The following is a 24683-nucleotide window of genomic DNA, read 5'->3' on the forward strand; positions in this document are numbered from 1 at the left end:
CCTCCTCAAGGAAAAGACGTTCCTCCATCTCCGCACGACACACAACCGGCGGATGAAAGAACCGGAATGTCTTCCCATCTATTATAACCTATCTCATACAAATATGCGATAGTTTTTTTCTCAATTTGCTCTCCTGGAGCCACAATTGGTATCCCGGGTGGGTAGGGGGCAATGGCTTGAGCAGCCGTTCGTCCCTCTGCAGCGGACAAAGGCACATGGGTCCGGGGGGCAAAGAGGGCCTGCCGGGGGGAGCAGACGGAGACAGGCAGCGGGGGAGGAGGCGGCAGGAGCCTGGGCACGCCGGGGAGAAGAAGATCCAGAGCAGCCCGCAGGCGGGCGAAGTCTGCCCGGGTGTCGGCACAGGTGGGAATAAAAACAACGTGCCCCACGTCGGCCATCTCGGGCCACACCCCCAGTTCTTCCAGTCGTGCCTGGGCGGTAAAGCCATCGGCACAGCGCAGCACGAAGCGGGTGGGATCCAGCGGCGCATCCGCCGGGGTGAGGGAAGGATAGTCCTGCCGCAGCCGGTCCACCTCCTTTGCCGTGTCACGGTAGGCGGCAGCCCCCTTTTCCAGCATATGCGCCCGGCACACATCCAGAGCGGCCATCATGGGGTAGGATGGGCTGGACGATCCGTAGAGACTCCCCACCCGGCGCAGGTCGGCCTGGGAAAAAGCGGGGCCGGAGAGCAGCAGCGCGGTCTGCCCCGGGGCGGGTAGGGTCTTATGGGTGGATACCACCGCCAGATCAGCGGCGGCCAGCGAGGTGTCGCCTAAAAAAGGCAGATGGGCTCCGTGGGCGGCGTCTACCACCAGATAGCCGCCCCGGCGGTGCATGACCGCTGCCAAGGCGGGAAGATCTGATAATACACCGTAATAAGTTGGTGAAGTAATGCAGAGCGTATGAATTTCTGGGTGACAGTCCAACTGCCGTTCCACCTCAGCCGGGTCAATGGGACCGGTAATCCCGGCTTCAGTCAACCAGGGGCGTTCCAGATATATCGGATGCAGATCCATCAAGGCCAGGGCGTTGTAGGCCGAGCGGTGACAGCCCCGGTCCAGCAGGACCCCATCCCCCGGCCGGCAGGCCAGAGTGAGGGCGGAGAGCACTCCTTGGGTGGAACCGCCGGTGAGAAACAGGCAATGAGGCATGCCAAACACCTCTGCCCATAGCTGCTCGGCCTGTTCAATGGCTCCGCCTCCGTCAAACAGGTCTCCAGTGGGGGGCAACTCGGTAAAGTCGATATTTGCCAGCCCTGCCAGCTCGGGGGCTGGGAGAGGTCGGCCCTTGTGGCCGGGCATATGCATGCGCAATGGATCGGTAGCGGCAAAGGACCGCAGTGCGTCATAAAGGGGCGTGTTTTCCACAAAATCGCCTCCCGGTGTGGAAGATTTGTTTGAGTATAGCAAAAAGCGGCAGGCCCTGCAAGTCCGGCCTATCGCAGGGCAAAAAAGCGACGGCATGGCAGCGCCAGCCAAGCCCACATAAAAAACACCGGATCTCCGCCATATGGCGGAGATCCGGTGTTTTTTTAAAAGCGGATGCGCTGGGCGATGTAGTCCTTGACCTCGCTCATGGGGATACGCACCTGCTGCATGGAGTCACGCTCCCGGATGGTGACGCAGCCGTCGGCGGGGGTGGTCTCGTCGCCCACGGTCTGGAAATCCAGGGTGATGCAGAAGGGGGTGCCGATCTCGTCCTGACGGCGGTAGCGCTTGCCGATGGAGCCGGCGTCATCATAGTCCACCATGAACTCCTTGGCCAGCTCGTCCCGCAGCTGCTGGGCGGGACCGGAGAGGACCTCCTTCTTGCTCAGGGGCAGCACGGCGCACTTGAAGGGCGCCAGGGCGGGGTGGAAGCGCATAACGGTGCGGATGTCGTCGTTGCCCTTCTTGTCCTGGCCCACCACTTCCTCGTCGTAGGCTTCCACCAGGAAGGCCAGGGTCACGCGGTCGGCGCCCAGGGAAGGCTCGATGACGTAGGGGATATAGTGCTCGTTCTTCTCCTGGTCGAAGTAGGTCAGATCCTTGCCGGAGTGCTCCTGGTGCTGCTTGAGGTCATAATCGGTACGGTCGGCCACGCCCCACAGCTCGCCCCAGCCGAAGGGGAACATGAACTCAAAGTCGGTAGTGGCCTTGGAGTAGAAGGCCAGCTCCTCCGGCTCATGATCCCGCAGGCGCAGGTCTTCATCGGAGATGCCCAGGTCGTTGAGCCACTTGTGGCAGAATTCACGCCAGTAGGAGAACCACTCCAGATCGGTGCCGGGCTGGCAGAAGAATTCCAGCTCCATCTGCTCAAACTCCCGGATGCGGAAGATGAAGTTGCCCGGGGTGATCTCGTTGCGGAAGCTCTTGCCCACCTGGCACACGCCGAAGGGCAGCTTCTTGCGGGTGGTACGCTGGATGGCGGGGAAGTTGACGAAGATGCCCTGGGCGGTCTCAGGCCGCAGGTAGACCTCGGTGCTGCTGTCCTCGGTGACGCCCTGGTGGGTCTTAAACATCAGGTTGAACTTGCGGATGTCGGTGAAGTCGGACTTGCCGCAGCCGGGGCAGGTAACGCCGTTGTCCCGGATGAAGGCCACCAGTTCGTCGTTGGTCATGGCCTCCACGTTTACGTCGGTGCGGCCCTGCTCGGCGCACCAATCCTCAATGAGCTTGTCGGCCCGGTGGCGCATCTTACAGGCCTTGCAGTCGATGAGGGGATCGTTGAAGGTAGACACGTGGCCGGAAGCCACCCACACTTCAGGGTTCATAAGAATGGCAGCGTCCAGCCCCACGTTGTAGGGGTTCTCCTGGACAAACTTCTTCCACCAGGCACGCTTGACGTTGTTCTTCAGCTCCACACCCAGGGGGCCATAGTCCCAGGAGTTGGCCAGGCCGCCGTAAATCTCGCTGCCGGGATAGACAAAGCCGCGGCCCTTGCACAGGGCTACGATCTTTTCCATGGTCTTTTCGGTGTTTTTCATCGTATATGCTCCTTTACCCATTTATTCGCCAAGAAAAAAACGCCCCGAGCCATAAGGCTCAGGGCGAAGAAAACTCCGTGGTGCCACCTGAATTCGGAGCAGACGCTCCGCACTCTGACCCGGTAACGGCGGGGACCGGCGGGGCATTGCCTCCCCGCGGCTCACGGGTGCCTTCTGCGGGACCTTCGGGAGCCTTCCACCAAAACGGCTCCTCTCTGCGGTCCGGGTCTCCGCGTACTCTTCCCGGTCGTGGCCTGTGCTGATTTCCGGTGTATTCTATCACCTTTTCCCCTCTGCGTCAAGGGAAAGGGGGCGCAAGACCCAGTTTTCTTTCCCTGAAATGTGCGCTCAGCTCAGCAGCAGGTCTACATCCTCAATGCTCAGTCCAGACTGGAGGGCCAGGTTGATGCCGTAGCCAATGACCTTGCTCAGGTCGTGGACCTGGGTGTCGATGTCTTTGGGAGTGACCACCAATCCCTCTCCCGCGCCCTGAAGGGCGGAAGGGTCCAACTCCTCCCGGCCGGCCTCGGCCAGCACGTCGCAGGTAAGGGTGACGGCGTCCACCACCGTGGGTGCACCAATGGCGATGACGGGTACGCCAAGGTTCTGCGCATCCAGGGCGAAGCGGGCGTTGCCAACCCCTGAGCCGGGGGTAATGCCGGTATCGGACAGCTGGACGGTACGGCAGATGCGCTTCAGGCTGCGGGCGGCCAGCGCGTCCACCGCCAGCACACAGGCCGGGTGGATCTTGTCCACCACCGCCCGGACCAGCTCGCCGCTCTCCACGCCGGTGGTACCCAGTACACCCGCGGCCAGGGCGGCCACCGGGCGGAAGGAGCCGAAGTGCTCCGGGACTTGTTCCACCAAGTGGCGGGTCACCAGGGTATAATCTGCGGCCTTAGGGCCCAGGTTGTCCGGGGTAATGGCCCGGTTGCCCAGCCCCACCACCAGGGCGGGTGCATCGGGAGCGGATGGGAGCAGGGGCTTCAGCTCAGCAGCCAGGGCCCGTACCGCCCGCCCAAAAGCATCTGCCTCCCGCCGTTCCAGAGCGTCCAGCTCCAATGTCACATAGCGGCCTGGCGGTTTACCCAGCGCCTGGGCGCCCTGCTGGTCCAGTATCTCCACTGTGGTGACGGCGTAGCCCTCCCGCTGGCGCTCCCCGGATGTTACCCCGGGCAGGCGGGCGGCTTCTCCGGCACCCTCTCGCCAGAGCTGGGCGGCCTCAATGGCCAGGTCGGTCCTTGGTCTGCGCATGATGGCCTCCTCTGCCGCCCCAAGATATGGTATAAGGACGGCCTTTCAGCTCTATTTTTTGCGAGAAGGGCCTTCATATACAAAAAAAGTGAAAAAAATTTGAAAAAACAGTTGCAATTTTTGAAACTTGCTGTTAAAATGTAAATCTGCACGGGCAAACTGTGTAAATAACGATTATCGTCATCGGAGGAGGTGTTTGGTTTGCCGAATATTAAGTCTGCCAAGAAGCGTGTCCTGGTGAACGCCACCAAGGCTGCGCAGAACAAGGCCGCTAAGTCCGCGCTGAAGACCGACATCAAGAAGTTTGAGGCCGCGGTGGTCGAAGGCAACCGCAGCGAGGCCGAGGGCGCTTACAAGGTGGCCGTCAAGGCGGTCGACAAGGCTGTGGTCAAGGGTCTGCTGCACAAGAACAATGCCGCTCACAAGAAGAGCGCCATGACCATCAAGCTCAACAAGCTGGCCTAAAGGTCGAACCCCAAAAGACCGTCTGCATAGCAGACGGTCTTTTTCGTTTTTTTTCAGGCAAAAGGGGATACAATGAGAGCGACGGGAGGAGGGCGGCTGTGAAACGGTTGTGGACGGCGGCGCCGGTGCGTTTTTTGAGAGAGATGGTGGAGATCTACTTCTCGCGCCATGTCTCCCGGTCGGCAGCGGAGCTGGCCTATTTTTTGATCTTGACCTTTTTCCCGATCCTTATCTGTATCAATGCCTTTATCAGTCTGCTGGATCTGCAGGCTACTGCGATTCTGGATGCCCTGGGGCCCTTCGTGCCCCGGGAAAGCATTGGAATACTGGAGGAGTATCTGCGCTATATCAGCGACAACCAGTCCCCGGCCCTGCTGGCCGCAGGGGCCGCGGCCACGCTCCTTTCGGCTTCGGCGGCCTTCCGTTCGCTGATGCGTATTATGGGAGAGATCTATGGGCGCCGGAGTTACCGGGGGATCTGGACCATTGCGGCCAGCGCGGCTTTCTCCGCGCTGCTGCTGGTGACCATCTACCTGTCCCTCATCGTGCTGCTCACAGGCGACTGGCTGTTCCGGCTGGTAGAGAGCCGGCTGCATCTGGAGGCGGCGGTATTGCCCTGGGAGTGGCGGTGGTTCCGCTTCCTGCTGCTGTTTCTGTTGGTATTCCTTTTTGTGCTGCTGGTCTATCGGGTGGCCGCCCCTAGGGGAAAGCCCCGGCCGCCGGTGCTTACGGGGGCTTTTTTGGCGGCAATGGCACTGGTGGCGGCCTCCATGCTTTTTTCCTGGTTTATCGGTCTCTCCTCCCGCTACTCCATGGTGTATGGGTCCCTGGCTTCGGTCATCATCTTACTGGTGTGGCTCTACCTGTGTGGCAATGTGCTGATCCTGGGAAACGTATTCAACTGTGTGTGGTACCGGCATAAAAAAGTACGCTACCTGAAGCGGCAGCGCCAGGAGCAATAAAAAAGACGCGCCATAAAGGCGCGTCTTTTTTATTGCTTATTCTGTGCGTGCAGATAGATCGCACGCAGCCCCAATAGCTGTAACTGGGGTTCATACTCCACCGGACGGCGGAGCAGGGGCAGGATATGCCGGCCCAATCCGCCGGTCAGCACGACAGTAAGAGCACTGCCCAGCTGTTCCTCCAAACGGGCGGCGATGCCCTCCACGGTGGCAGCGGCCCCGTACAGAGCTCCGTATTGCATACAGGAGACGGTGTCGGTACCGATGAGTCCGGCGGGGGGCTCAAAGCTGATGGGTGGCAGTTGGGCGGCCCGGGCGCTGAGGGCATCCACCGACAGGCGCAGACCGGGCAAAATCATCCCGCCCTGAAACACACCTGCCTCATCCAGCACCGAGAGGGTAGTGGCGGTACCCATATCAAAGACGGCCAGGGGAGGCTTCCAGCGGGCCAGGGCGGCGGCGCAGTCCACCACCCGGTCCATACCCAGATTGCTCTGGTCGTAATTGCCGATCCGAAGACCTGCATCTTCCGGCCGGGCCACCACCAGCGGAGTCCGGCCGGTGAGCTGTTCCACCGCCCGGTTTACCACGGCGGTCAGTGCAGGTACCACGGAGCAGAGCACAGCCCCCTCCAGATCCTGAGGCCCTGCGTTCTCCAGGGCCAGCTGTTCCAGAAGCCTTCGGGCGCAGGCTCCGGCATCCATATCCCGGTCGCTGGGCAGGCGGCGGACAAAGGCCAACCGCTCTCCCTCAAAGGCGCCCAGAGCAATGGTGGTGTTGCCAATGTCGATGGTCAGCAGCATAACTCAGGCAGGCTGTCCGGCGGGAGCGGGGGTCTTCTCCAGCTTCAGAGCGCGGATCAGAGGTACGCACACCGCAGGAGTAACGACAGCGGCCACAATGGACTCAGGGATGCCGTTGGTGGCCACAATACCCATAATAAAGCCGGTAATGGCTTCAGCGGGGATACCCTGAGCGGCGGCATAGGCTTCGGTGAAGATGATACCGATAGAGCCCATGACCAGCGCGGTGTTGGTCAATGCACCCACGATGGCGGCCACCACCATGGTGCTGGCCTGCACGCCGGCGTTGCGCTTACCGGGCAGATGCTTAAAGAGCGTGTAAACCAGCCAGGGGGTCACGCCCACCAGGATGCGGGGAACAAAGCAGATGAACAGGGCCCAGGGGCTGCCCCGGTCCAGGCCGGGGACAGGGATGAGGGGAGAAAAGACAAACGAAGACAGTCCGGGCACCAGGGTATTTTTAATCAGGCTGGACAGGCCAAACATACCGCCCAGGAAGGCACCCTTCTTGGGCCCAAGCAGAATGGAGCCGATGATGACCGGCACGTGCAGGATGGTGGCTTTGATGACCGGCAGGTCAATGAGCCCCAGGGGAGTGAAGGTGAGCAAAAAAATGATTGCGGTAAACATGGCCAGAATGGCCAGGTCCTGCACCTGTTTGGTGCGTTGGGCGCGGGTCTGTGCGGTTTTCATATGAAATTACCTCCTGCTGCCGTTCCCGCCGGGCGGGATACAGCGCGTGATGTATGGGCTTTGCTCCGGTCGGAAGGGGCCTGCCGTCTCCACAGGAGTACAGCGGCCTGCGGCCTGCGCTCAGCCATGAAACATTATAATCAAAGCGCGGGGAAAAGGCAAATTATTTTTCCACAAGCCGAGCCGGGAGAGTGGAAAAAAGCGTTTGGCTCTGTTATACTGAGAGAAAATCAGAAAAAGCGAGGGAAAACCGCATGCTGAAGGGAAAGACCGTGCTGCTGGGTGTCACCGGCGGCATTGCGTGCTATAAATCGGCCAGCCTGGCTTCCGCACTGGTAAAGCAGGGCTGCAACGTCCACGTGATCATGACCAAAAATGCCACGGAATTCATCGGGCCCCATACCTTTGAGTCGCTGACCGGCAACCGGGTGAGCGTGGACACCTTTGACCGCAACTACCAATTCCAGGTGGAGCACGTGGCCCTGGCCGACCAGGCGGACCTGGTGCTGGTGGCTCCGGCCACCGCCAACGTACTGGCCAAACTGGCTCACGGGCTGGCTGACGATATGCTTACCACCACCGTACTGGCCTGTGACTGCCCCAAGATTGCCGCCCCGGCCATGAACACCCGGATGTATGAAAACCCGGTGACCCAGGACAACCTGGAGATTCTGCGGCGGTACGGCTGGGAGATCGTGGAGCCGGCCAGCGGGCGGCTGGCCTGCGGCGCGGTAGGCAGGGGAAAAATGCCTGAGCCGGAGGATCTGCTGGAAACGGTTCTGCATGCCATCAGCCACGAAAAGGACCTGGCAGGCAAGAAGGTACTGGTCACCGCCGGCCCCACCCAGGAGGCTCTGGACCCTGTACGCTGCCTTACCAACCATTCCACCGGCAAGATGGGCTATGCCATTGCGCGGGCGGCAGCGGCCCGGGGGGCGGAGGTGACTCTGGTCACCGGTCCCACGGCGCTGAAAAAGCCTGCCTATGTGAACGTGGTAGACGTGGTGACTGCCCAGGATATGTTTGAAGCCGTCACTGGGCGCAGTGAAGCCCAGGACATTATCATCAAGGCCGCAGCCGTGGCCGATTACCGCCCGGCACAAGTGGCCCAGGACAAGGTAAAGAAAGGGGACGGAGAGCTGTCCATCCCCCTGGAACGTACCCGGGATATTTTGGCCTGGCTGGGAGAGCACCGGCGTCCGGGGCAGTTTTTATGCGGATTTTCCATGGAGACCCGGGACATGGTGGAAAACTCCCGCAAGAAGCTGGAGAAGAAGCATCTGGATATGATCGCGGCCAACAACCTCAAGCAGCCGGGAGCGGGCTTTGGGGTGGCGACCAACCTGCTCACCCTCATTACCCCCACCGATCAGCTGGAGCTGCCCTTGATGAGCAAGGAGGAGGCAGCCCACCGTCTGCTGGATGAGATCCTGCGCCGGAGCTGAATGGCAAAAAATAGGTAACTAGAAAACGAAAAGGCTGACAGGCCCTGAGGGCCTGTCAGCCTTATTTCTTGCCAAATCGCAAGGAAATTGCAAGGTTTCTACCATAGGATGGACCTTGCTTTTTTTATATACTGATCCAGGCCGAATAAAACGAAGCCTGAATAACACCTTTGCCTTCCGGCAGTTGATCCAGAACGGGGAAGGCAGAAAGGCGGTAGGACGCCGGAAACATGGAAAGGAAGTGAAGTGATGGACTATATCTGCATTTTCTTGGGGGCCCTTTTCTGTGCAGGGGGCATTCTGTTTGCAAGCGGGAAAGGACACGTCCACCTCTCGGCATGGAAAAAGATGTCCATAACCGAGCGGGAGCGTATAAATATAGGTCCGCTCTGCCGGAATGTGGGAGGAATGATCCTGTGCAACGGCCTTTTGTTTTTACTGAAGGGGTGCTGGGGTGGTTTTGCCCGGTACGGATTTCTTCCTGCAATGGTCGTATGGATGCTGGCGGCTGGCGCGGATCTTTGGTACATTTCAACCCGCGGGCGTTATCAGAGACAATAATCCGCACTGCGGTTTATGATAGATAGTTTAAAAATAAGGAGGTGGAGAAACATGGATTGTGACACAAGTGCACCAGGATGGCAAACAGGACGAAGAAACGTGGTGCATCCATATTTCTCCTTCCGCTTTGCCTGCCTGGATCTGATCACAGGAGGTAAGGATTATGAACAAAAAGACACTATGGATGTCTCAGCGTCAGGCATCTGAGAAAACCATCGTCCGTGATGGGCAGAACAGCCGCATTCACTTTGCGGCGACCAATCCCATCAAGCAGGTATTGAACTATCTGCATACTTCGCTCCACGGTTTGGATGTGGAGGAGATTTCCGCAAGTCGTGCCAAATACGGCAACAATAAAGTGACCCATGAGAAGAAAAAGCCGCTCCCCAGGCGTTTGGCGGAGGCGTTTATAAATCCATTCACAGCGATCTTGTGCTGTCTGGCACTGGTATCTGCCACGACCGATATAGTGTTTCCCTGTTTTTCTCTGTTTGGGAGTACACCTGAGGATTTTGACTGCCTGACCGTTATCATTATTCTCACGATGGTGCTGATTTCGGGCACGCTGCGGTTTGTACAGGAGTCCAGAAGTGGAAACGCCGCGGAAAAGCTGCTTGCCATGATCACCACCACCTGTACCGTAACCCGCAGAGGGCTGGAAAAGGCCGAGATCCCTATGGACGATCTGGTGGTAGGGGATATCATCCACCTGTCTGCCGGAGATATGATCCCTGCCGATGTCCGTATTGTGGAGGCAAAAGACCTGTTTATCAGCCAATCCAGCCTGACGGGAGAAAGCGAACCGGTGGAAAAAACGCCTCTGGTGAATGCGCACATGCAGAGTGTCACGGAGTATACTAACATTGCCTTTATGGGCAGCAATGTGATTTCGGGCAGTGCCACCGCCGTGGTCATCTGTGTGGGCGACCATACCCTGTTTGGTTCCATGGCCTCGGCCGTGGCGCAGGAGGCGGTGGAGACCAGCTTTACCAAGGGAGTCAACGCGGTTTCCTGGGTATTGATCCGGTTTATGTTGGTAATGGTCCCGCTGGTCTTCTTTGTCAATGGAATTACTAAGGGCGACTGGCTGGAGGCGTTTTTGTTTGGCATTTCCATTGCCGTGGGACTGACGCCCGAAATGCTGCCTATGATCGTGACGACCTGTTTGGCCAAAGGCGCCGTTTCCATGAGTAAGAAACAGACCATTGTAAAGAACCTGAATTCCATTCAGAATTTTGGGGCGATTGACATTCTCTGCACCGATAAGACCGGTACGTTGACCCAGGATAAGGTGGTACTGGAATATCACCTGAATGTAAATGGAGTGGATGATACCCGGGTACTGCGCCATGCCTACCTCAACAGTTATTTTCAGACGGGATATAAAAATCTGATGGATGTTGCCATCATCCACAAGACCGAGGAGGAAGAGGCCGCCGACCCCAGGCTGATGGATCTGTCTGAGACCTATACGAAGGTGGACGAGATTCCCTTTGATTTTTCCCGCCGCCGCCTGACCACCGTGGTCCAGGATAAGGCGGGAAAAACACAGATGGTTACCAAGGGAGCAGTGGAGGAGATGCTGTCCATCTGCACGTTTGCAGAATGTGACGGGGAGGTTCAGCCGCTGTCAGATGCAGTTCGCCGCCGCATTCTACAGACGGTGGACGGGCTGAACGACAAGGGATTTCGGGTTTTGGCCATTGCGCAGAAGAGCAATCCGTCGCCGGTGGAGGCGTTCAGCGTAAAGGATGAGTGCGATATGGTGCTGTTGGGTTACCTTGCGTTTCTCGACCCGCCCAAGGAATCCGCAGCCGGTGCGATCCGGACGCTGAAAAACCATGGAGTGACCACCAAACTCCTGACGGGAGACAACGACAAGGTCACCCGCACCATCTGCAGGCAGGTGGGAATGAAGGTACGCAACATGCTGCTGGGTTCGGATCTGGACGCCATGAGTGACGCGGAGCTTGCGGCAGCGGCGGAGATCACCGACGTCTTTGCAAAGCTGACGCCTGACCAGAAGACCAGAGTGGTTTCCATCCTGCGTAAAAACGGACATACCGTTGGATTTATGGGCGATGGTATCAATGATGCCGCCGCCATGAAAGCGGCAGACATCGGCATCTCGGTGGATACTGCCGTTGATGTGGCAAAGGAATCGGCAGATATTATTCTGCTGGAAAAAGACCTTATGGTTTTGGAGCAGGGAATTGTGGAAGGGCGCAAGACCTATGCCAATATGATCAAGTACATTAAAATGACGGCCTCCTCCAATTTTGGAAACATGTTTTCTGTGCTTGCAGCCTCCGCGCTGTTGCCGTTTTTGCCCATGATGAGCGTACACCTGATCTTCCTCAATCTGATTTATGATCTGTCCTGTACCGCCATTCCCTGGGACAATGTAGATGAGGAATTTATTGCCCTTCCGCGAAAATGGGATGCGTCAAGCGTTGGCAGCTTTATGCTTTGGATTGGGCCCACCAGCTCGATCTTTGACTTTACCACCTATCTGTTCCTATATTTTGTGTTTTGCCCCCTGTTTGTTTCAGGCGGAGTGCTGTTCAATGACCTGTCCAGCTGTTTCAGCGGTGCGGAGCTGGCCGCGGTACAGGAAAAATACATTGGCCTGTTTCAGGCCGGCTGGTTTGTTGAGTCTATGTGGAGCCAGACATTGGTTATCCATATGATCCGCACGCCCAAGCTTCCTTTCCTTCAGAGCCGGGCATCCGCGCCGGTTACGCTGCTTACCATGACGGGCATCGCCGTGCTTACGGTCATTCCCTTTACTCCGCTGGGGAAAATGCTGGGCTTTGTGGCCCTGCCTATGCAATATTTCTTCTATTTGGTTCCCTGCATTCTGCTGTATATGGCACTGGCCACCAGTCTGAAAAAAGCCTATGTCCGCCGCCATGGCGAGTTGTTGTAAGGAGGTGCGAAAATGAATTGGAATGCGCTCTGGATCGCGTGGTTTGGAAGAAACGAATGGTGTGGGATCAATCTGGGATTCTGGGCCGGTATGTTGGCCGTCCTTGTGATCGTTGCTGTTATGAATATCATTGTTTGGTCGGTAAAGCCTCGGACGTTAGCCAAAGGAAATAGGTCCGAGCGGGCAAAATAAAAAGGACGGCATAGCTTTGGCTATGCCGTCCTTCCTTTTTGTAGTTACGTCAGGGGAGATAGGACAGGGGGTTTACCGATGTACCGTTGATCTTTACCTCAAAATGGCAGTGATTTCCGGTGGAACGACCGGTAGAACCTACCCGGGCAATGGCCTGGCCCTGATAGACCTTATCGCCTGCAGAGACCAGCACGCTGGAGCAGTGGCCGTAATAGGTCTGCTTCCCGTTGCCGTGGTCCACGATGACCAGGTTGCCGTAGCTCCACATGCTGCCGGTGGCCCGACCGGCAAAGACCACGGTACCGCCGTCAGCGGCCGCGATACTGGTGCCATAGGAAGCGGCGATGTCAATGCCGCCATGATAGCTGTAGGAGCCAAAAATGGAACGGTATCCAAAATAAGAAGTAATATTGCCGTATACCGGCCAGATAAAGGAACCGGTGGGCAGCCAGGAGGGGCGCTCCTTGGTGCCGACAGCAATGACTTTATTGGTAGCTTCTCGGGTGACCTGAGTGGAGAGAACCTCACGCTCCTGCTCCACACCGTTAAGATAGGAGATATTGGCGTTGACGATCTGTTCACCGGGCACGCCCTCTTCCAGTACCTTGGTTTCTCCCTGGTACATGGTGCTGTCCTCCACCTCGGTGACCGGGCAGGCAATGGATTCGGTATAGGTGACGTTATCCACCGTCTTTACCGACAGGAAAGGAATCTCTTCCTTGACGTTGAGCAGCTGGCCGATGTAAATCATGTTGATATCCACATCGGGGTTGAGGGCTTCCATCTCAGAGACGGTCATGCCGTTGTCCAGAGCAATCTGCATAAAGGTATCGCCCTGCTGCACCTCATAGGTGGTCTGGCCATTTGTATTGGCGGTCAAAGCGGCCAGCATGGAGGCTGTATCCTGGTTGGTGTCGGAAGAGGTATACTCATGGGTGATATACACTGCAGACGTAAACTCCGACGAAATGGTATTTTCATCCACATAAGCTGCCTTGACCTGATCCAGAACGGAGGTCAGGGTTTCCCGATCCTGAGCCGCGCCGATGACCTGGCCATCCACGGTGAGTACATAGCTCTTCATCACCTCACCGATCTGGTCGAAGAGATAGGTCTCAAATTCCGCGGTAGCGGTCAGAGCATCCCGCTCTGTCAGAGCAAAGGAATAGCTTACATCCCCGTCGATGGTATAGTCATATCCCAGAATGCTGGTGGCCCGGCTTTCCACCCGGTCCACGACCTGTTCAAAGACCTGGGGGTCGCGCACAGTGCCCAAGGCAACGCCATCCAGTTCCACCACGTAGCTGGGAGTGTATACGGTGCCCACCACTGCGGCCACACCGATCACCGCTGCTGCGGCAAAGAGATGGATGGGGCTGATGAGGCGCCCGCCGCCGGCAGTAGCGGTATCTGCCCAGTGCTGGATGCGCTGTGCCCGGGCACGCAGTGCATCTGCTCCCGCCTGCAGCTTCATCAGCAGACCGGTAGACCCGGACAGCTCCTCCTTTGGGGTATGTAAGATCTCATCCACTTGGGATAACCTCCCATTTGTTTATTCTGGCGTAAAAGAAGGCCCTGATGGGCCGAGTAGTAACAGTCGGAAACGAAAAGTTACAAATGGTTACAAGTGCAATAATACACGTTTCTTCCTTAAAAGTCAAGCCTTAGTTAAAAAACCACGGATTTTAAGACTTTTTTCAGGAAAGAAACCGGTTTTGTTACAAATGATTTCCCCCGGCATCACAATGATGCCGGGGGAAATCGCTTAAAGTGGAGGAAAAGGAAAGGAAGAAGAACGCATAGGGTTACTTGCCGGCAAAATCAGATACGCGGTCCAGCACGGCGATGGTCATTTCATAGGTCATGGTCAGCTTGGGAGAGAAGACCCCCGTGCTGGTGCCCTTCCAGAAGCCAAGGGTGGTGCCGCGCTCTACATCGGTGAGGTAATCCTGATCGATGGTCTCGCCGTCGGCATAAGTGGTGTCATAGGTGTGGGAGGCGTTGGCGTAGGATACGCCGCAGCTCATCATGGCCACAGTGGCCATTTCCTCGCGGGTAAGGGTGCCGTTGGGATCAAAGGCGCCGTCCTTGGTCTCCATCATCTCCTGCTCCACCACGGCGGCAGCGATTTGATAGTCGGCCGAGCTCTTGTCCATGTCGGTCAGTTCCACGTCGCCCTCAGGAGCGGTCAGATCCCACATGCGGGCCAGCATCCGGGCCAGTTCAATCCGGGTGACAGGGGCCTTGGGGTCGATGGAAGCGGAGGTGTCCAGCACGCCCTTGGAGGCCAGGCGGGCAGCGGCGGTGGAAACAAAGCTGTCGGCAGGAATACCGTCCACGGAGGCGGAGGTCAGCACCTCATAGGGGATGCTCTCAGCGGAAGCGCCGTTGGTATCGGTAGCCACCAGGCGCAGATATTTGCCGGCGGCATCCGCGGGTACCTGGAGGGTCTTGCCGTCACCGATGCTGGTGTAGCTGCCGTCCCGGGTGTCGGCCATTTCCCAGCGATAAGTGAGGGTGTCGGCATCGGCGCCGATGAGCAGCGCGGTACCTTCAATCTGTGCACCCGGAGTGGGTACACCCAGGATGCGGGCCTCCGTGGGTCTGGGATAGGCCTCGCCGTTGATGGTGACATTGTCCATCACCACATCGTCGCCCCAGTTCATGGCGCGGATGGGATACTTTACGCCGTCAATCTGTACGTTGCGCAGTACCAGACCAGTAATGGGAGACTCCTCGAATGCTTCCAGATAGATGCCGTACAGGCCGCCGGTGGTCTTTACGTTCTCGATGACGATGTTGCGGAAGGAGGGGATGTAATCACCATTGCTGCCCTCGGCATAGAGCATGGTACCGTGGATGGTAGCCTCGTCCACATTGGCGATGGTGGAGTTGCGCAGGTAGACATTGGCAATCTCGCCGCCGCGCTTGGCGTTGGTCTTCAGGCGCAGGGGATAGGTCAGGTTGGGGCTGTCAAAGTGGTTGTCGGTGGCAAACACATTGTAAATGCTGCCCGACATCTCGCTGCCCATGGCAATGCCGCCATGGCCATCCGCCATTATGTTGTTGCGGATGATGATGTTCTGGCAGGGAGTATTCAGCTCACGACCGTCCCGGTCGCGGCCGGACTTGATGGCGATGCAATCGTCGCCGCTGTCAAAGGAATTTTCCTCGATGAGCACGTAGTTGCAGCTCTCGGGGTCTACACAGTCGGTGTTGGAGCCGTGGGCCCGCAGAGTCATGCCACGGACGGTAACATTGGTGCACAGTACGGGGTTAACCTGCCACATGGGAGAGTTGAGCAGGGTAACGCCTTCAAAGAGGACATTTTCACAGTTGATGGTCTGGATGAAATTGGGACGCAGATACCAGCCGTCGCCATAGATACGCTCATCCACCGGCACGCCATTGTTGTTCTGTTCCCGGGTGAGCTCCTGACCGGCGGACTGGGAACCATAGGCGCCGTCCTTCCAGTTCCACCAGACGGTGTCGGAAGCCTGGCCATCCAAGGTGCCCTTGCCGGTGAGGGCGATGTTTTCCGCGTCTTTGGCGTAGATCAGGGCACTGTAGTTATAAATAGGAGTGGCCTCCCAGTGGCTGTATACCACGGGATAGTTTTCTTCGTTGATGTCCGTGGTGTAGCGCAGCAGGGAGTCCTCCGACTCCAGGCAGAGGTTGACATTGCTCTTAAGTTCAATGGCGCCTACGTCAAAGGTGCCCGAGGGGACGATCACCTTGCCGCCGCCCTTTTCACTGACCTCGTCAATGGCCTTCTGAATGGCTGCGGTGTCCAGCTTGTCGTCGTTGGGAACGGCACCGTAGTCCACGACGCTGACGGAATAGTCCGGGAATTTGGGGTCGCTGATATGGGTGAGGATCTCCTCTGCCATATCCCAAGAGAGTGTGTTTCCGGTGTCGGCGGCAGGTTCACTGGCCTGTGCGGGTGCCACGCCCAGGGAGAGGACCATACCAGCGGCGAGCAAAAGGGAAAGGTTCCGCTTCATTTTGATCTGCCTCCATACTCCATTCTATTTCCAAAGCGTCCCCAACGGCGCATTTGGTCCCAATAAGTACAACGTTTTATCAACGTACCCTTATAATAGAATGCTATAGTGAAATTAGTCAATGCTACTTTGAATCAAATATATAATTTTGTGGAAAAAGCAAAAAACAAAGCGAAAAAACTGACAATACTTCCAAAGCGAATTATTTACAAACAAAAAGATTGGAGCACCCGAAGGGGTGCTCCAATCCTGGCAAACTACTGACAAATGTTTGATCAGGCCAGCGCGGCAGTGATGATGGCCATGGAGTAGACCTCCTGAGCGTTACAGCCCCGGGAGAGGTCGTTGATGGGGGCGTTAAGACCCAGCAGGATGGGGCCGTAGGCGTCAAAGCCGCCCAGACGCTGGGCGATCTTGTAGCCAATGTTGCCGGCGTTGATGTTGGGGAAAATGAAGGTGTTGGCGTAGCCGGCCACGGAAGAGCCGGGGAACTTCAGCTGGCCCACCGTGGGGGAGACGGCGGCGTCAAACTGCATCTCGCCGTCGATGGCCAGATCGGGCGCAGCGGCCTTGGCCTTGGCACAGGCATTGCGCATCTTGTCCACGGTATCACCCTTGCCGGAGCCGTGGGTGGAGTAGCTCAGATAGGCCACCTTGGGGTCGATGCCGAAGATCTTGGCGCACTTGGCGCACTCCAGACCGATCTCCACCAGCTCGTCCTCATTGGGATCGATGTTGATGGCGCAGTCGCCCATGGCCAGCACGGTGTTGTCGCCCACGCCCTCACGGACCATGATGAAGCAGGAGGAGACGATCTTGTTGCCGGGCTTGGTCTTGATCAGCTGCAGCGCGGGACGGACGGTGTCGGCAGTGGAGTAGGTGGCGCCGCCCAGCAGGCAGTCAGCCACACCCATCTTGACCAGCATGGTGCCAAAGTAGTTGCCATGCTGCAGGGCGGCGCGGCAGTCGTCGGCGGTCATCTTGCCCTTACGCAGTTCCACCATGGCGTCTACCATCTTGTCCATGTCGGCATAAGTGGAAGGATGCATGATCTCAGCACCGCGGATGTTGAAGCCGGCCGCTTCCGCAGCGGCGTGAACCTCATCCTCCTTGCCGATGAGCACAGGGGTCAGAAAAGTACCGGAGAGCAGGCGGGCGCTGGCCTCCAGAATACGGGGGTCGGTGCCCTCGGTGAACACGATACGCTTGGGGCTTTTTTTCAGGGTATCGATGAGCTGCTGGAACATATGAATGGCCATTGGTATCATCCTCCATCACAAATAATAGGCCGGTGTGCCGGTATCCCGGCGTCAAGGCTATTATACACCAAAGTTTCTTAGAACCTCAATGCCTAAAAGCAATAAGATTGTGAAAAAATACACTTTACTTTTTGTATTTTGGATTTTATACTATACCTACTGTTTTGAACTCAATGGAGGTCGAAGTGTGTTATGAGTTCCGATTTCTCCCGCTGTCTCTCCCTGCTCCGCCAGGAAAAAGGCATCTCCCAGCGCGCGGCAGCCAAAGATCTGGGGATCAGTCAGGCTCTACTGTCCCACTATGAAAACGGCGTGCGCGAACCGGGTCTGGCATTTGTAATCCGGGCCTGCAACTATTATAATGTGTCGGCCGATTTCCTGCTGGGACGTACCCTGTCCCGGGACGGGACCACCATCGCCGCCGAAGAGCTGTACGACTATTCCGCGGAAAAGGACAATGTGCTCCATGGCAGCATCATGGCCACGCTGAACAAAAAACTGCTGGTCAACTCCATTGGGGTACTGTTTGACCTGCTGGGCAAAACCGGCCGGAAGGACGCCATTACCGCCGCGGCCAATTATCTGGGTACGGCCATCTACAAGCTGTTCCGCCACCTGTACCGGGCGGACGGCAGCAAGAACGAGGACTTTTTCTCCGTACCTGCCCGACAGTTCATGTCAGGGGTGCCTACGGCGGATATGATCTGCACCGAAGCCCAGTATGTGGACGCCCTGGCCGCCCATGCCAAGGAGAAGGGCTCGTTCCCGCCCATGCACAACGACGCGCTGATGGAGAACTACCCGGGACTGTACCAGTCCCTGCTGCAGATCATCCACAATACCGGTGAGCGGGTGAACCGCCGTATGGAAGTGCAGAACCAGGAACGCTGAAGGGAGGAGCCTGCGTGACCGATCAATCCAAAATTCGTAATTTTTCTATCATTGCCCACATTGACCACGGTAAATCCACTCTGTCCGACCGGCTGATCGAGCAGTGCAACGCCGTCTCCCAGCGGGAGATGGAGTCCCAGCTGCTGGACAACATGGACCTGGAGCGGGAACGGGGTATTACCATCAAGGCCCGGGCCGTCAAGCTCAATTACCAGGCCCAGGACGGCAGCACCTATGAGCTCAATCTCATCGACACCCCGGGCCACGTGGACTTCAACTATGAGGTAAGCCGGTCCCTGGCCGCCTGCGAGGGCGCGGTGCTCATTGTGGACGCGGCCCAGGGGATTGAGGCCCAGACTCTGGCCAACACCTATCTGGCCATGGAGCATGATCTGGAGATCCTGCCGGTCATCAACAAGATCGACCTGCCCGCCGCCGATCCCCAGCGGGTGAAGGACGAGATCGAAAACGTCATCGGCATCCCCGCCCAGGACGCCCCCGAGATCTCCGCCAAGGTGGGCATCAATATCCCGGCGGTACTGGAAGATATCGTAAAGAACGTCCCCGCGCCCACGGGTGATCCGGCGGCGCCTCTGAAGGCCCTGATCTTTGACAGCCAGTACGATGCTTACCGGGGCGTCATCGTCTACTTCCGGGTGATGGAGGGAACCATCAAGACCGGCATGAACGTGAAACTGATGGCTTCGGGGGCTACCTATCAGGTGCTGGAGTGCGGCCACCTGCTGCCTCTGGGGATGGAGAGCTGCCAGGAACTGATTGCGGGAGAGGTAGGCTATTTCACCGCCTCCATCAAAAATGTAAAGGATACCCAGGTAGGCGATACCATTACCGGAGCGGAGCGGCCTGCGGCTGAGCCTCTGCCCGGCTACCGGCCCGCCCGGGCTATGGTCTACTGCGGCATCTATACCGAGGACGGCAGCAAATATCCCGATCTGCGGGACGCGCTGGAGAAGCTCCAGCTCAACGATGCCTCTCTGTCCTTTGAGCCGGAGTCCTCCGCGGCGCTGGGGTTTGGATTCCGCTGCGGATTTCTTGGGATGCTCCATATGGAGATCATCCAGGAGCGTCTGGAGCGGGAGTTTGATCTGGACCTCATTACCACGCTTCCTTCGGTGATCTACCGCATTACCAAGACCGACGGCACCGTGGTCATGGTGGATAACCCCCACAACTACCCCGACCCGGCCAACATCCAGATGGCGGAGGAGCCTTATGCCAAGGTATCCATCGTTACGCCCCCGGACTATGTGGGCAACATCATGCCCATGTGCCAGGAGCGGCGGGGCGAGTTCAAGGATATGCAATACCTGGACACCAACCTGGTGGAGCTGCACTACTCCATGCCCCTGGGCGAGATCATCTATGATTTCTTCGATACCCTGAAGGCCCGCACCAAGGGCTATGCCTCGCTGGACTATGAGCTGGACAAGTATGAGACATCAGAGCTGGTAAAGGTGGATATGCTGCTCAACGGCGACCAGGTGGACGCGCTGAGCTTCATCGCCCACCGGGAGAAGGCCTATCCCCGGGCCAGGCGGCTGTGCGAAAAACTCAAGGAAAACATTCCGCGCCAGCTCTTTGAAGTACCGGTCCAGGCTGCGATCGGCGGTAAGATCATTGCCCGAGAGACGGTCAAGGCCATGCGTAAAGACGTTCTGGCCAAGTGCTACGGCGGCGACATTACCCGGAAAAAGAAGCTGCTGGAAAAACAGAAAGAGGGCAAGAAGAAGATGCGCTCCCTGGGAACGGTGCAGATCCCCACGGAGGCCTTCATGGCCGTGTTGAAGCTGGACGAAGAATAAACACAACGCAGGGACAGGCACCAGTGTGCCTGTCCCTGCCTCTCTTTGACGAAAAAATAAAATAAAAATGCAAAGACTAAAGGAAAAAGGAGGTTTTGCTATGTGTACCAGTATGGTTCTGACTACCCGGGATACCTATGTGGGGCGCAACCTGGATCTGGAAGACGCCTTTGGCGAGCGGGTAGTCATCACCCCCCGGGCGTTTCCGCTGGCCTTCCGCCGGATGCCCACGCTGGAACGGCACCAGGCCATCATCGGTATGGCCAGCGTGGCGGGGGACTATCCTCTGTACGCTGAGGGGGTGAATGAGTCCGGGGTCTACATGGCCGGGCTCAATTTCCCAGGCAACGCATATTATCCGCCGGATAGGGGAGAGGAAAAGGCGCTGGCCCCCTGGGAGCTAATCCCCTTTCTGCTTGGTACCTGCGAAACGGCGGAGGCGGCGGCGGAGCAAATGAAGCGGATCCCCTTGCTGGGAGTGCCCTTCCAGCCCAACCTGCCCCTGGCCCCCCTCCACTGGCACATCGCCGACAAGCACGGGGCCTTTGTGGCAGAGCCGATGGCAGATGGGATCAAGGTGTATCCTGACCCGGTGGGCGTGCTCACCAACAACCCGCCCTTTCCCTTTCACCGGACCAATCTAGTTCAGTACCGGGGCCTGTCCGCCGCCCAGCCGGACAACTGCCTGGACCCATCCCTGGACCTGCCTCCCTTTGGCCAGGGTATGGGGGCGGTGGGCCTGCCGGGGGACTGGTCTCCTGCCTCCCGGTATGTCCGCTCGGCGTTCTGCAAGCGGAACTCCGCCTGTGACAGCAGCGAGGAGAGCAGCGTCAGCCAATTTTTTCACCTGTTGGATACGGTGGCCATGCCACGGGGGGCGGTGCGCACCCCGGAGGGAAAGTGGGACATCACCCGCTATTCCTGCTGCATCAATACAGATACCGGCACCTATTATTACAAGACCTACGACAACTGCGCCCTGACTGCCGTGGCCCTGACGGAGGAGCGCCGGGCGGGAGACAAGCTGCTGGAATTTCCTCTGGACACCAAATTACGGATTACCTGGCAGGAAGGGTAATAAATTTCCTTCCCATTCAAAACCCGGCCGCACATGCGGCCGGGTTTTTCCCTGCTCTCATTTCGGCAGGAGGTAATCCGTTCCCTCAACGGTCACTGACGCCAGCGCCGTTGTATCCACGATCCGGTTGAAGGTGTAGGTGTACACCCCCTGATCCTGGAGGGCGTAAGTGCGGTTGGAGACAAAGGATTCCTCGTCCAGAAGCACGTAGTCCGAGCCGTCGGCGTAGTGGAGCACCACCTGTTGGATGCCATTGTCCTCCGGAAGACCCAGGGCCGCCCCGTCGATGCGGATGCCAATAGGAGAGAGGGTAATGGCACCCTCCGCCAGCTCCACGCTGGCCGGGCCACCATCCTCCGGCAGTGCCACCGTCACCGTGGCCATATCCAGCCGGTTCTGGCCGTCGCCGATGGACACCGGGAGGCTGGACTCATCTGTGATGAAGTAGGTACACAGCCAGAGTTCCGTGTCGGTGGTGGAGGCGGTGTCCAGATAGGTTCTGCTGCCGGAGGTGGTCATGGTAAATATCGGGGCGTCCTCCGGCCACCACAGCTCCCCGTCGGCAAATACCTCATACCCGCTCACCCCGTCGGGGTGTTCCACCTTGCAGTAGAGCAGGCCTGCTCCCACGCTGGGATCGTACAGCCCGGCCTCCACTGTCAGGGTGTAGTCCCTGTACACCGCCTGCTCGCCTACGGCGAAGAGATAGGGAGCCACCAACTCCTGGGCCACGCTCTTGTCCAGGGGGAGCCGCTCCCAAGCGGGAATGTTGGTAATGAGTTTGCCGGTTTCGTCGTATTCCACGATGCCCTCATGGGAGTCCACGTTCTCCCCAAAGAAGGCCCGGAGCAGATTGGCCGGATTTTCATAGCGGATGAAGCCCACCGCAGCCACGGCAGTCGCCGTACACAGGGCGGCGACAGCTGCGGCCAGGGCAATGACCCGGGACAGCCGGAAGGGTTTTCTGGTCTGGTTTGTCATAGCTTTGACCTCCTGCAGGATCTCCCCGGAGGCGTGGAGGGAGGACACGGCCTCCCGATACCGTTTCTTGTCAAACATCTTCCTCAGCCTCCTGAAGATCGGTTTTCAGCATGGCCCGGGCCCGCCGCAGGCGGGTACGGACCGTGGCGCCTGGGATATGGAGGAGGGCGGCCACCTCGTCACAGGAGTAGTCCTCATAGTAGTGCAGGTAGATGGGCACACGGTACTTGGCGGGCAGGGCCAGCACCGCCTCCATCAGTTCGCTGTGCTCCGGGCTGGGAAAGGGGATGGCGGCGGTGTGGTCCTCCATGGGCTCCATCCGCCGCCAGGGGGACCGCACCGCCTTTTTGCAGGCGTTGATGGTCACCCGCAGCAGCCAGTATTTGATATGTTCTTCGTTCTCAAATGCCTTATTTGCCCGGTAGAGCTTCAACAGGACTTCCTGGGTGATGTCGTCCGCCTCCGCCTGGCTTTTGGTGTAGTGGAACGCCAGACGAAAGATGGTGTCCATATACCGCTGGGCCAGGAGAGTAAACTGTTGGTCTGTCATCATGGCGCGTCTCCTTGAAATGCATTTCACCTTCAATATCCTATCCGGACGGAAAATGTTTCACAAGAGAATAAAAAAGGTCCGGCGCGGAACACCGCGCCGGACTTTTGCTGAAACTATTTACTTCTCGGGATAGAAACCAGAGGGGGCCTCGGACAGGTTGATCATGATGTTCTTCATCTGAGTGTAGTGTTCCAGAATGACCTTGTGAGTCTCACGGCCGATGCCGGAGGCCTTGTAGCCGCCGAAGGGAGCGCCCTCGGGGATGGAGTTATAGGTGTTCACCCACATACGGCCCGTCTCAATGCTCCGGGATACCCGGATGGCCCGGTTGATGTCCCGGGTCCAGACGGCGCCGCCCAGGCCGTACTCGCTGTCGTTGGCCATGGCGATGACCTCGTCCTCGTCGTGGAACTTGATGACACAGGCCACGGGCCCGAAGATCTCCTCCTGAGCCACCCGCATCTTGTTGTCCACATCTACCAGCAGGGTGGGCTTCATGAAGCAGCCGCGGGCCAGCTCGCCCTCCGTGGCGCGCTCGCCGCCGCAGGCCACCTTGGCGCCCTCCTGCTTGCCGATCTCGATGTACTGCAGGATCTTTTTCACTTGGTTCTCATTGATCTGAGCGCCCATCTGGGTGTCGGCCTCCCAGGGCATGCCCACCTTAACGGCGTTGAAGCGCTTGGCGGCCTCCTCAATAAACTTGTCATAGATGGTGTCCTGCACGAAGACCCGGGAGCCGGCGCAGCACACCTGGCCCTGATTGAACAGGATGCCCAGCTGGACGCCGTCCATGGCCATATCCCACTTGCAGTCGTCGAAATAGATGTTGGCGCTCTTGCCGCCCAGCTCCAGAGTGGAGGGAATCAGGCGCTGTGCCGCCGCAAGGGCCACGTTGCGGCCCACCTCGGTGGAGCCGGTGAAGGCCAGCTTGCGGAAGCCGGGGTGGTCCAGGATGTACTGGCCGGCCTTGGAGCCCGAGCCGGTGATGACGTTGAACACGCCGGCGGGGATCACGTCCTGGGTCAGGCGGGCCAGCTCCAGCACGCTCAGGGGAGTGTCGCTGGAGGGCTTGAACACGGTGCAGCAGCCGGCGGCCAGCACGGGAGCCAGCTTCCACGCGGCCATCAGGAAGGGGAAGTTCCAGGGGACAATCTGACCCACCACGCCGATGGGCTCCCGCAGAATCAGGGAGAGGGTGGTGCCGTCCAGAATGTTGGCCGAGCCCTCCTCGGCCATGATGCACCCGGCAAAGTAGCGGAAGTGGCGGACGGAATAGGGAATATCAATGGCCATGGTCTCCCGGATGGGCTTGCCGTTGTCCATGGACTCCACCATGGCCAGGTGTTCCGCGTTCTGCTCGATGATATCGGCCACCTTGTTCAGAATGGCGGCCCGCTCATTGGTGGTGACGTTCTTCCAGGACTTAAAGGCTTCCCAGGCGGCGTTGACGGCAGTGTCCACGTCCTCCTTGGTGGCCTGAGCACAGGTGGCCAGCACCTCGCCATTGGCCGGGCAGCGGGTGGTAAAGGTAGCGCCGTCGCTGGCAGGCACCCATTTGCCATTGATGTACAGACCATACTGCTGCTGAGTGAGCTTTTCCATGATGACACGACCTTTCAAAAAATTTGAAGTTATGGACGCATCAGTAAATATACTGGTGAGTTCAGCTTCAGTATAGCACCCTTTCCGGAAAAGTCAACGGAGAAATACCTAAAAACCAGTATGATATTTTTTTAACAATTTTCTGGGTCGGATTGGACAATATTGTGCATTTTTTAACAATGTTTTTACAAAAAATAAAAAAGGATCCCCCGGCCACTTTGGC

At 58.0% G+C, this 24683-nt stretch carries 20 protein-coding genes and 1 other annotated feature; of the genes, 9 read left to right on the plus strand and 11 right to left on the minus strand.

The features are described 5' to 3' along the window. Positions 1-5: 5 nt before the first annotated feature. The 3 genes from WMO45_RS08765 to gpr form a co-directional block, all read right to left on the minus strand. Positions 6-1367, minus strand: coding sequence for an aminotransferase class I/II-fold pyridoxal phosphate-dependent enzyme (locus WMO45_RS08765; RefSeq protein WP_349140268.1), 1362 nt, complete (start codon positions 1365-1367; stop codon positions 6-8). A gap of 164 nt (positions 1368-1531) precedes the next feature. Next, positions 1532-2965 carry a glycine--tRNA ligase gene (locus tag WMO45_RS08770; RefSeq protein WP_349140269.1) on the minus strand — a complete coding sequence of 478 codons (1434 nt, stop codon included), beginning with the start codon at positions 2963-2965 and terminating at the stop codon, positions 1532-1534. Between the two features lie 56 nt (positions 2966-3021). After that, positions 3022-3225: a binding site (T-box leader), on the minus strand. 88 nt (positions 3226-3313) lie between these two features. Further along, a complete protein-coding gene (gpr, locus tag WMO45_RS08775; RefSeq protein WP_349140270.1) occupies positions 3314-4219 on the minus strand; it encodes a GPR endopeptidase in 906 nt (301 codons plus the stop codon). A gap of 201 nt (positions 4220-4420) precedes the next feature. Between gpr and rpsT the strand changes: the two genes are divergently transcribed. Further along, positions 4421-4684: a 30S ribosomal protein S20 gene (gene rpsT, locus WMO45_RS08780; RefSeq protein ID WP_349140271.1), complete on the plus strand. Its 264-nt coding sequence runs from the start codon at positions 4421-4423 to the stop codon at positions 4682-4684. A gap of 98 nt (positions 4685-4782) precedes the next feature. After that, positions 4783-5646: a YihY/virulence factor BrkB family protein gene (locus WMO45_RS08785; protein ID WP_349140272.1), complete on the plus strand. Its 864-nt coding sequence runs from the start codon at positions 4783-4785 to the stop codon at positions 5644-5646. 29 nt (positions 5647-5675) lie between these two features. Here WMO45_RS08785 and WMO45_RS08790 read toward each other — a convergent pair whose 3' ends face one another. Both WMO45_RS08790 and WMO45_RS08795 read right to left on the minus strand, forming a co-directional pair. After that, the gene (locus WMO45_RS08790) at positions 5676-6449 is read right to left on the minus strand and encodes a type III pantothenate kinase (RefSeq protein ID WP_349140273.1); all 774 of its coding nucleotides are present in this window, start codon (positions 6447-6449) and stop codon (positions 5676-5678) included. A gap of 3 nt (positions 6450-6452) precedes the next feature. Continuing rightward, a complete protein-coding gene (locus tag WMO45_RS08795; RefSeq protein ID WP_349140275.1) occupies positions 6453-7142 on the minus strand; it encodes an ECF transporter S component in 690 nt (229 codons plus the stop codon). Positions 7143-7396: 254 nt separating this feature from the next. Here WMO45_RS08795 and coaBC point away from each other — a divergent pair, with 254 nt between their 5' ends. The 4 genes from coaBC to WMO45_RS08815 all read left to right on the plus strand — a co-directional run bounded on the left by coaBC (position 7397) and on the right by WMO45_RS08815 (position 12269). After that, a complete protein-coding gene (gene coaBC, locus WMO45_RS08800; RefSeq protein ID WP_349140276.1) occupies positions 7397-8587 on the plus strand; it encodes a bifunctional phosphopantothenoylcysteine decarboxylase/phosphopantothenate--cysteine ligase CoaBC in 1191 nt (396 codons plus the stop codon). Positions 8588-8836: 249 nt separating this feature from the next. After that, positions 8837-9148, plus strand: a complete 312-nt coding sequence (locus WMO45_RS08805) for a DUF3784 domain-containing protein (protein ID WP_349140277.1) — start codon at positions 8837-8839, stop codon at positions 9146-9148. 163 nt (positions 9149-9311) lie between these two features. Then, positions 9312-12077 carry a magnesium-translocating P-type ATPase gene (mgtA, locus tag WMO45_RS08810; RefSeq protein ID WP_349140278.1) on the plus strand — a complete coding sequence of 922 codons (2766 nt, stop codon included), beginning with the start codon at positions 9312-9314 and terminating at the stop codon, positions 12075-12077. Between the two features lie 12 nt (positions 12078-12089). Beyond that, the gene (locus tag WMO45_RS08815) at positions 12090-12269 is read left to right on the plus strand and encodes a hypothetical protein (protein ID WP_349140279.1); all 180 of its coding nucleotides are present in this window, start codon (positions 12090-12092) and stop codon (positions 12267-12269) included. 49 nt (positions 12270-12318) lie between these two features. Here WMO45_RS08815 and WMO45_RS08820 read toward each other — a convergent pair whose 3' ends face one another. The 3 genes from WMO45_RS08820 to pta form a co-directional block, all read right to left on the minus strand. Further along, entirely contained in the window at positions 12319-13800 is a 1482-nt protein-coding gene (locus WMO45_RS08820) for a peptidoglycan DD-metalloendopeptidase family protein (protein ID WP_349140280.1), read from the minus strand. A gap of 274 nt (positions 13801-14074) precedes the next feature. Beyond that, positions 14075-16273, minus strand: coding sequence for a glycoside hydrolase family 28 protein (locus tag WMO45_RS08825; RefSeq protein WP_349140281.1), 2199 nt, complete (start codon positions 16271-16273; stop codon positions 14075-14077). Between the two features lie 275 nt (positions 16274-16548). Continuing rightward, the gene (gene pta, locus WMO45_RS08830) at positions 16549-17532 is read right to left on the minus strand and encodes a phosphate acetyltransferase (protein ID WP_349140282.1); all 984 of its coding nucleotides are present in this window, start codon (positions 17530-17532) and stop codon (positions 16549-16551) included. A 192-nt stretch (positions 17533-17724) separates the two neighbouring features. Here pta and WMO45_RS08835 point away from each other — a divergent pair, with 192 nt between their 5' ends. The 3 genes from WMO45_RS08835 (at position 17725) to bsh (ending at position 21324) form a co-directional block, all read left to right on the plus strand. Beyond that, the gene (locus WMO45_RS08835; protein WP_349140283.1) at positions 17725-18423 is read left to right on the plus strand and encodes a helix-turn-helix domain-containing protein; all 699 of its coding nucleotides are present in this window, start codon (positions 17725-17727) and stop codon (positions 18421-18423) included. Positions 18424-18437: 14 nt separating this feature from the next. Continuing rightward, entirely contained in the window at positions 18438-20246 is a 1809-nt protein-coding gene (gene lepA / locus WMO45_RS08840) for a translation elongation factor 4 (RefSeq protein ID WP_349140284.1), read from the plus strand. A 100-nt stretch (positions 20247-20346) separates the two neighbouring features. Beyond that, positions 20347-21324, plus strand: a complete 978-nt coding sequence (gene bsh, locus WMO45_RS08845) for a choloylglycine hydrolase (RefSeq protein WP_349140286.1) — start codon at positions 20347-20349, stop codon at positions 21322-21324. A gap of 57 nt (positions 21325-21381) precedes the next feature. Here bsh and WMO45_RS08850 read toward each other — a convergent pair whose 3' ends face one another. The 3 genes from WMO45_RS08850 to WMO45_RS08860 form a co-directional block, all read right to left on the minus strand. Next, positions 21382-22383 carry a hypothetical protein gene (locus tag WMO45_RS08850; RefSeq protein ID WP_349140287.1) on the minus strand — a complete coding sequence of 334 codons (1002 nt, stop codon included), beginning with the start codon at positions 22381-22383 and terminating at the stop codon, positions 21382-21384. Beyond that, positions 22376-22858, minus strand: coding sequence for a sigma-70 family RNA polymerase sigma factor (locus WMO45_RS08855; RefSeq protein WP_349140288.1), 483 nt, complete (start codon positions 22856-22858; stop codon positions 22376-22378). Before WMO45_RS08855 ends, WMO45_RS08850 begins: the two co-directional genes overlap by 8 nt. A gap of 117 nt (positions 22859-22975) precedes the next feature. Continuing rightward, positions 22976-24460 carry an aldehyde dehydrogenase family protein gene (locus WMO45_RS08860; RefSeq protein WP_349140289.1) on the minus strand — a complete coding sequence of 495 codons (1485 nt, stop codon included), beginning with the start codon at positions 24458-24460 and terminating at the stop codon, positions 22976-22978. Between the last annotated feature and the right edge of the window lie 223 nt (positions 24461-24683).

The organism is Flavonifractor hominis (genome assembly GCF_040095835.1).
GTDB lineage: Bacteria > Bacillota > Clostridia > Oscillospirales > Oscillospiraceae > Flavonifractor > Flavonifractor hominis.

What these genes read in the sequence shown, in the direction of transcription:
- WMO45_RS08770 (WP_349140269.1), bottom strand. Translation starts at nt 2,965, where the DNA reads ATGAAAAACACCGAAAAGACCATGGAAAAGATCGTAGCCCTGTGCAAG.
- gpr (WP_349140270.1), bottom strand. Translation starts at nt 4,219, where the DNA reads ATGCGCAGACCAAGGACCGACCTGGCCATTGAGGCCGCCCAGCTCTGG.
- WMO45_RS08790 (WP_349140273.1), bottom strand. Translation starts at nt 6,449, where the DNA reads ATGCTGCTGACCATCGACATTGGCAACACCACCATTGCTCTGGGCGCC.
- WMO45_RS08795 (WP_349140275.1), bottom strand. Translation starts at nt 7,142, where the DNA reads ATGAAAACCGCACAGACCCGCGCCCAACGCACCAAACAGGTGCAGGAC.
- coaBC (WP_349140276.1), top strand. Translation starts at nt 7,397, where the DNA reads ATGCTGAAGGGAAAGACCGTGCTGCTGGGTGTCACCGGCGGCATTGCG.
- WMO45_RS08805 (WP_349140277.1), top strand. Translation starts at nt 8,837, where the DNA reads ATGGACTATATCTGCATTTTCTTGGGGGCCCTTTTCTGTGCAGGGGGC.
- mgtA (WP_349140278.1), top strand. Translation starts at nt 9,312, where the DNA reads ATGAACAAAAAGACACTATGGATGTCTCAGCGTCAGGCATCTGAGAAA.
- WMO45_RS08815 (WP_349140279.1), top strand. Translation starts at nt 12,090, where the DNA reads ATGAATTGGAATGCGCTCTGGATCGCGTGGTTTGGAAGAAACGAATGG.
- WMO45_RS08825 (WP_349140281.1), bottom strand. Translation starts at nt 16,273, where the DNA reads ATGAAGCGGAACCTTTCCCTTTTGCTCGCCGCTGGTATGGTCCTCTCC.
- pta (WP_349140282.1), bottom strand. Translation starts at nt 17,532, where the DNA reads ATGGCCATTCATATGTTCCAGCAGCTCATCGATACCCTGAAAAAAAGC.
- WMO45_RS08835 (WP_349140283.1), top strand. Translation starts at nt 17,725, where the DNA reads ATGAGTTCCGATTTCTCCCGCTGTCTCTCCCTGCTCCGCCAGGAAAAA.
- bsh (WP_349140286.1), top strand. Translation starts at nt 20,347, where the DNA reads ATGTGTACCAGTATGGTTCTGACTACCCGGGATACCTATGTGGGGCGC.
- WMO45_RS08850 (WP_349140287.1), bottom strand. Translation starts at nt 22,383, where the DNA reads ATGTTTGACAAGAAACGGTATCGGGAGGCCGTGTCCTCCCTCCACGCC.
- WMO45_RS08855 (WP_349140288.1), bottom strand. Translation starts at nt 22,858, where the DNA reads ATGATGACAGACCAACAGTTTACTCTCCTGGCCCAGCGGTATATGGAC.
- WMO45_RS08860 (WP_349140289.1), bottom strand. Translation starts at nt 24,460, where the DNA reads ATGGAAAAGCTCACTCAGCAGCAGTATGGTCTGTACATCAATGGCAAA.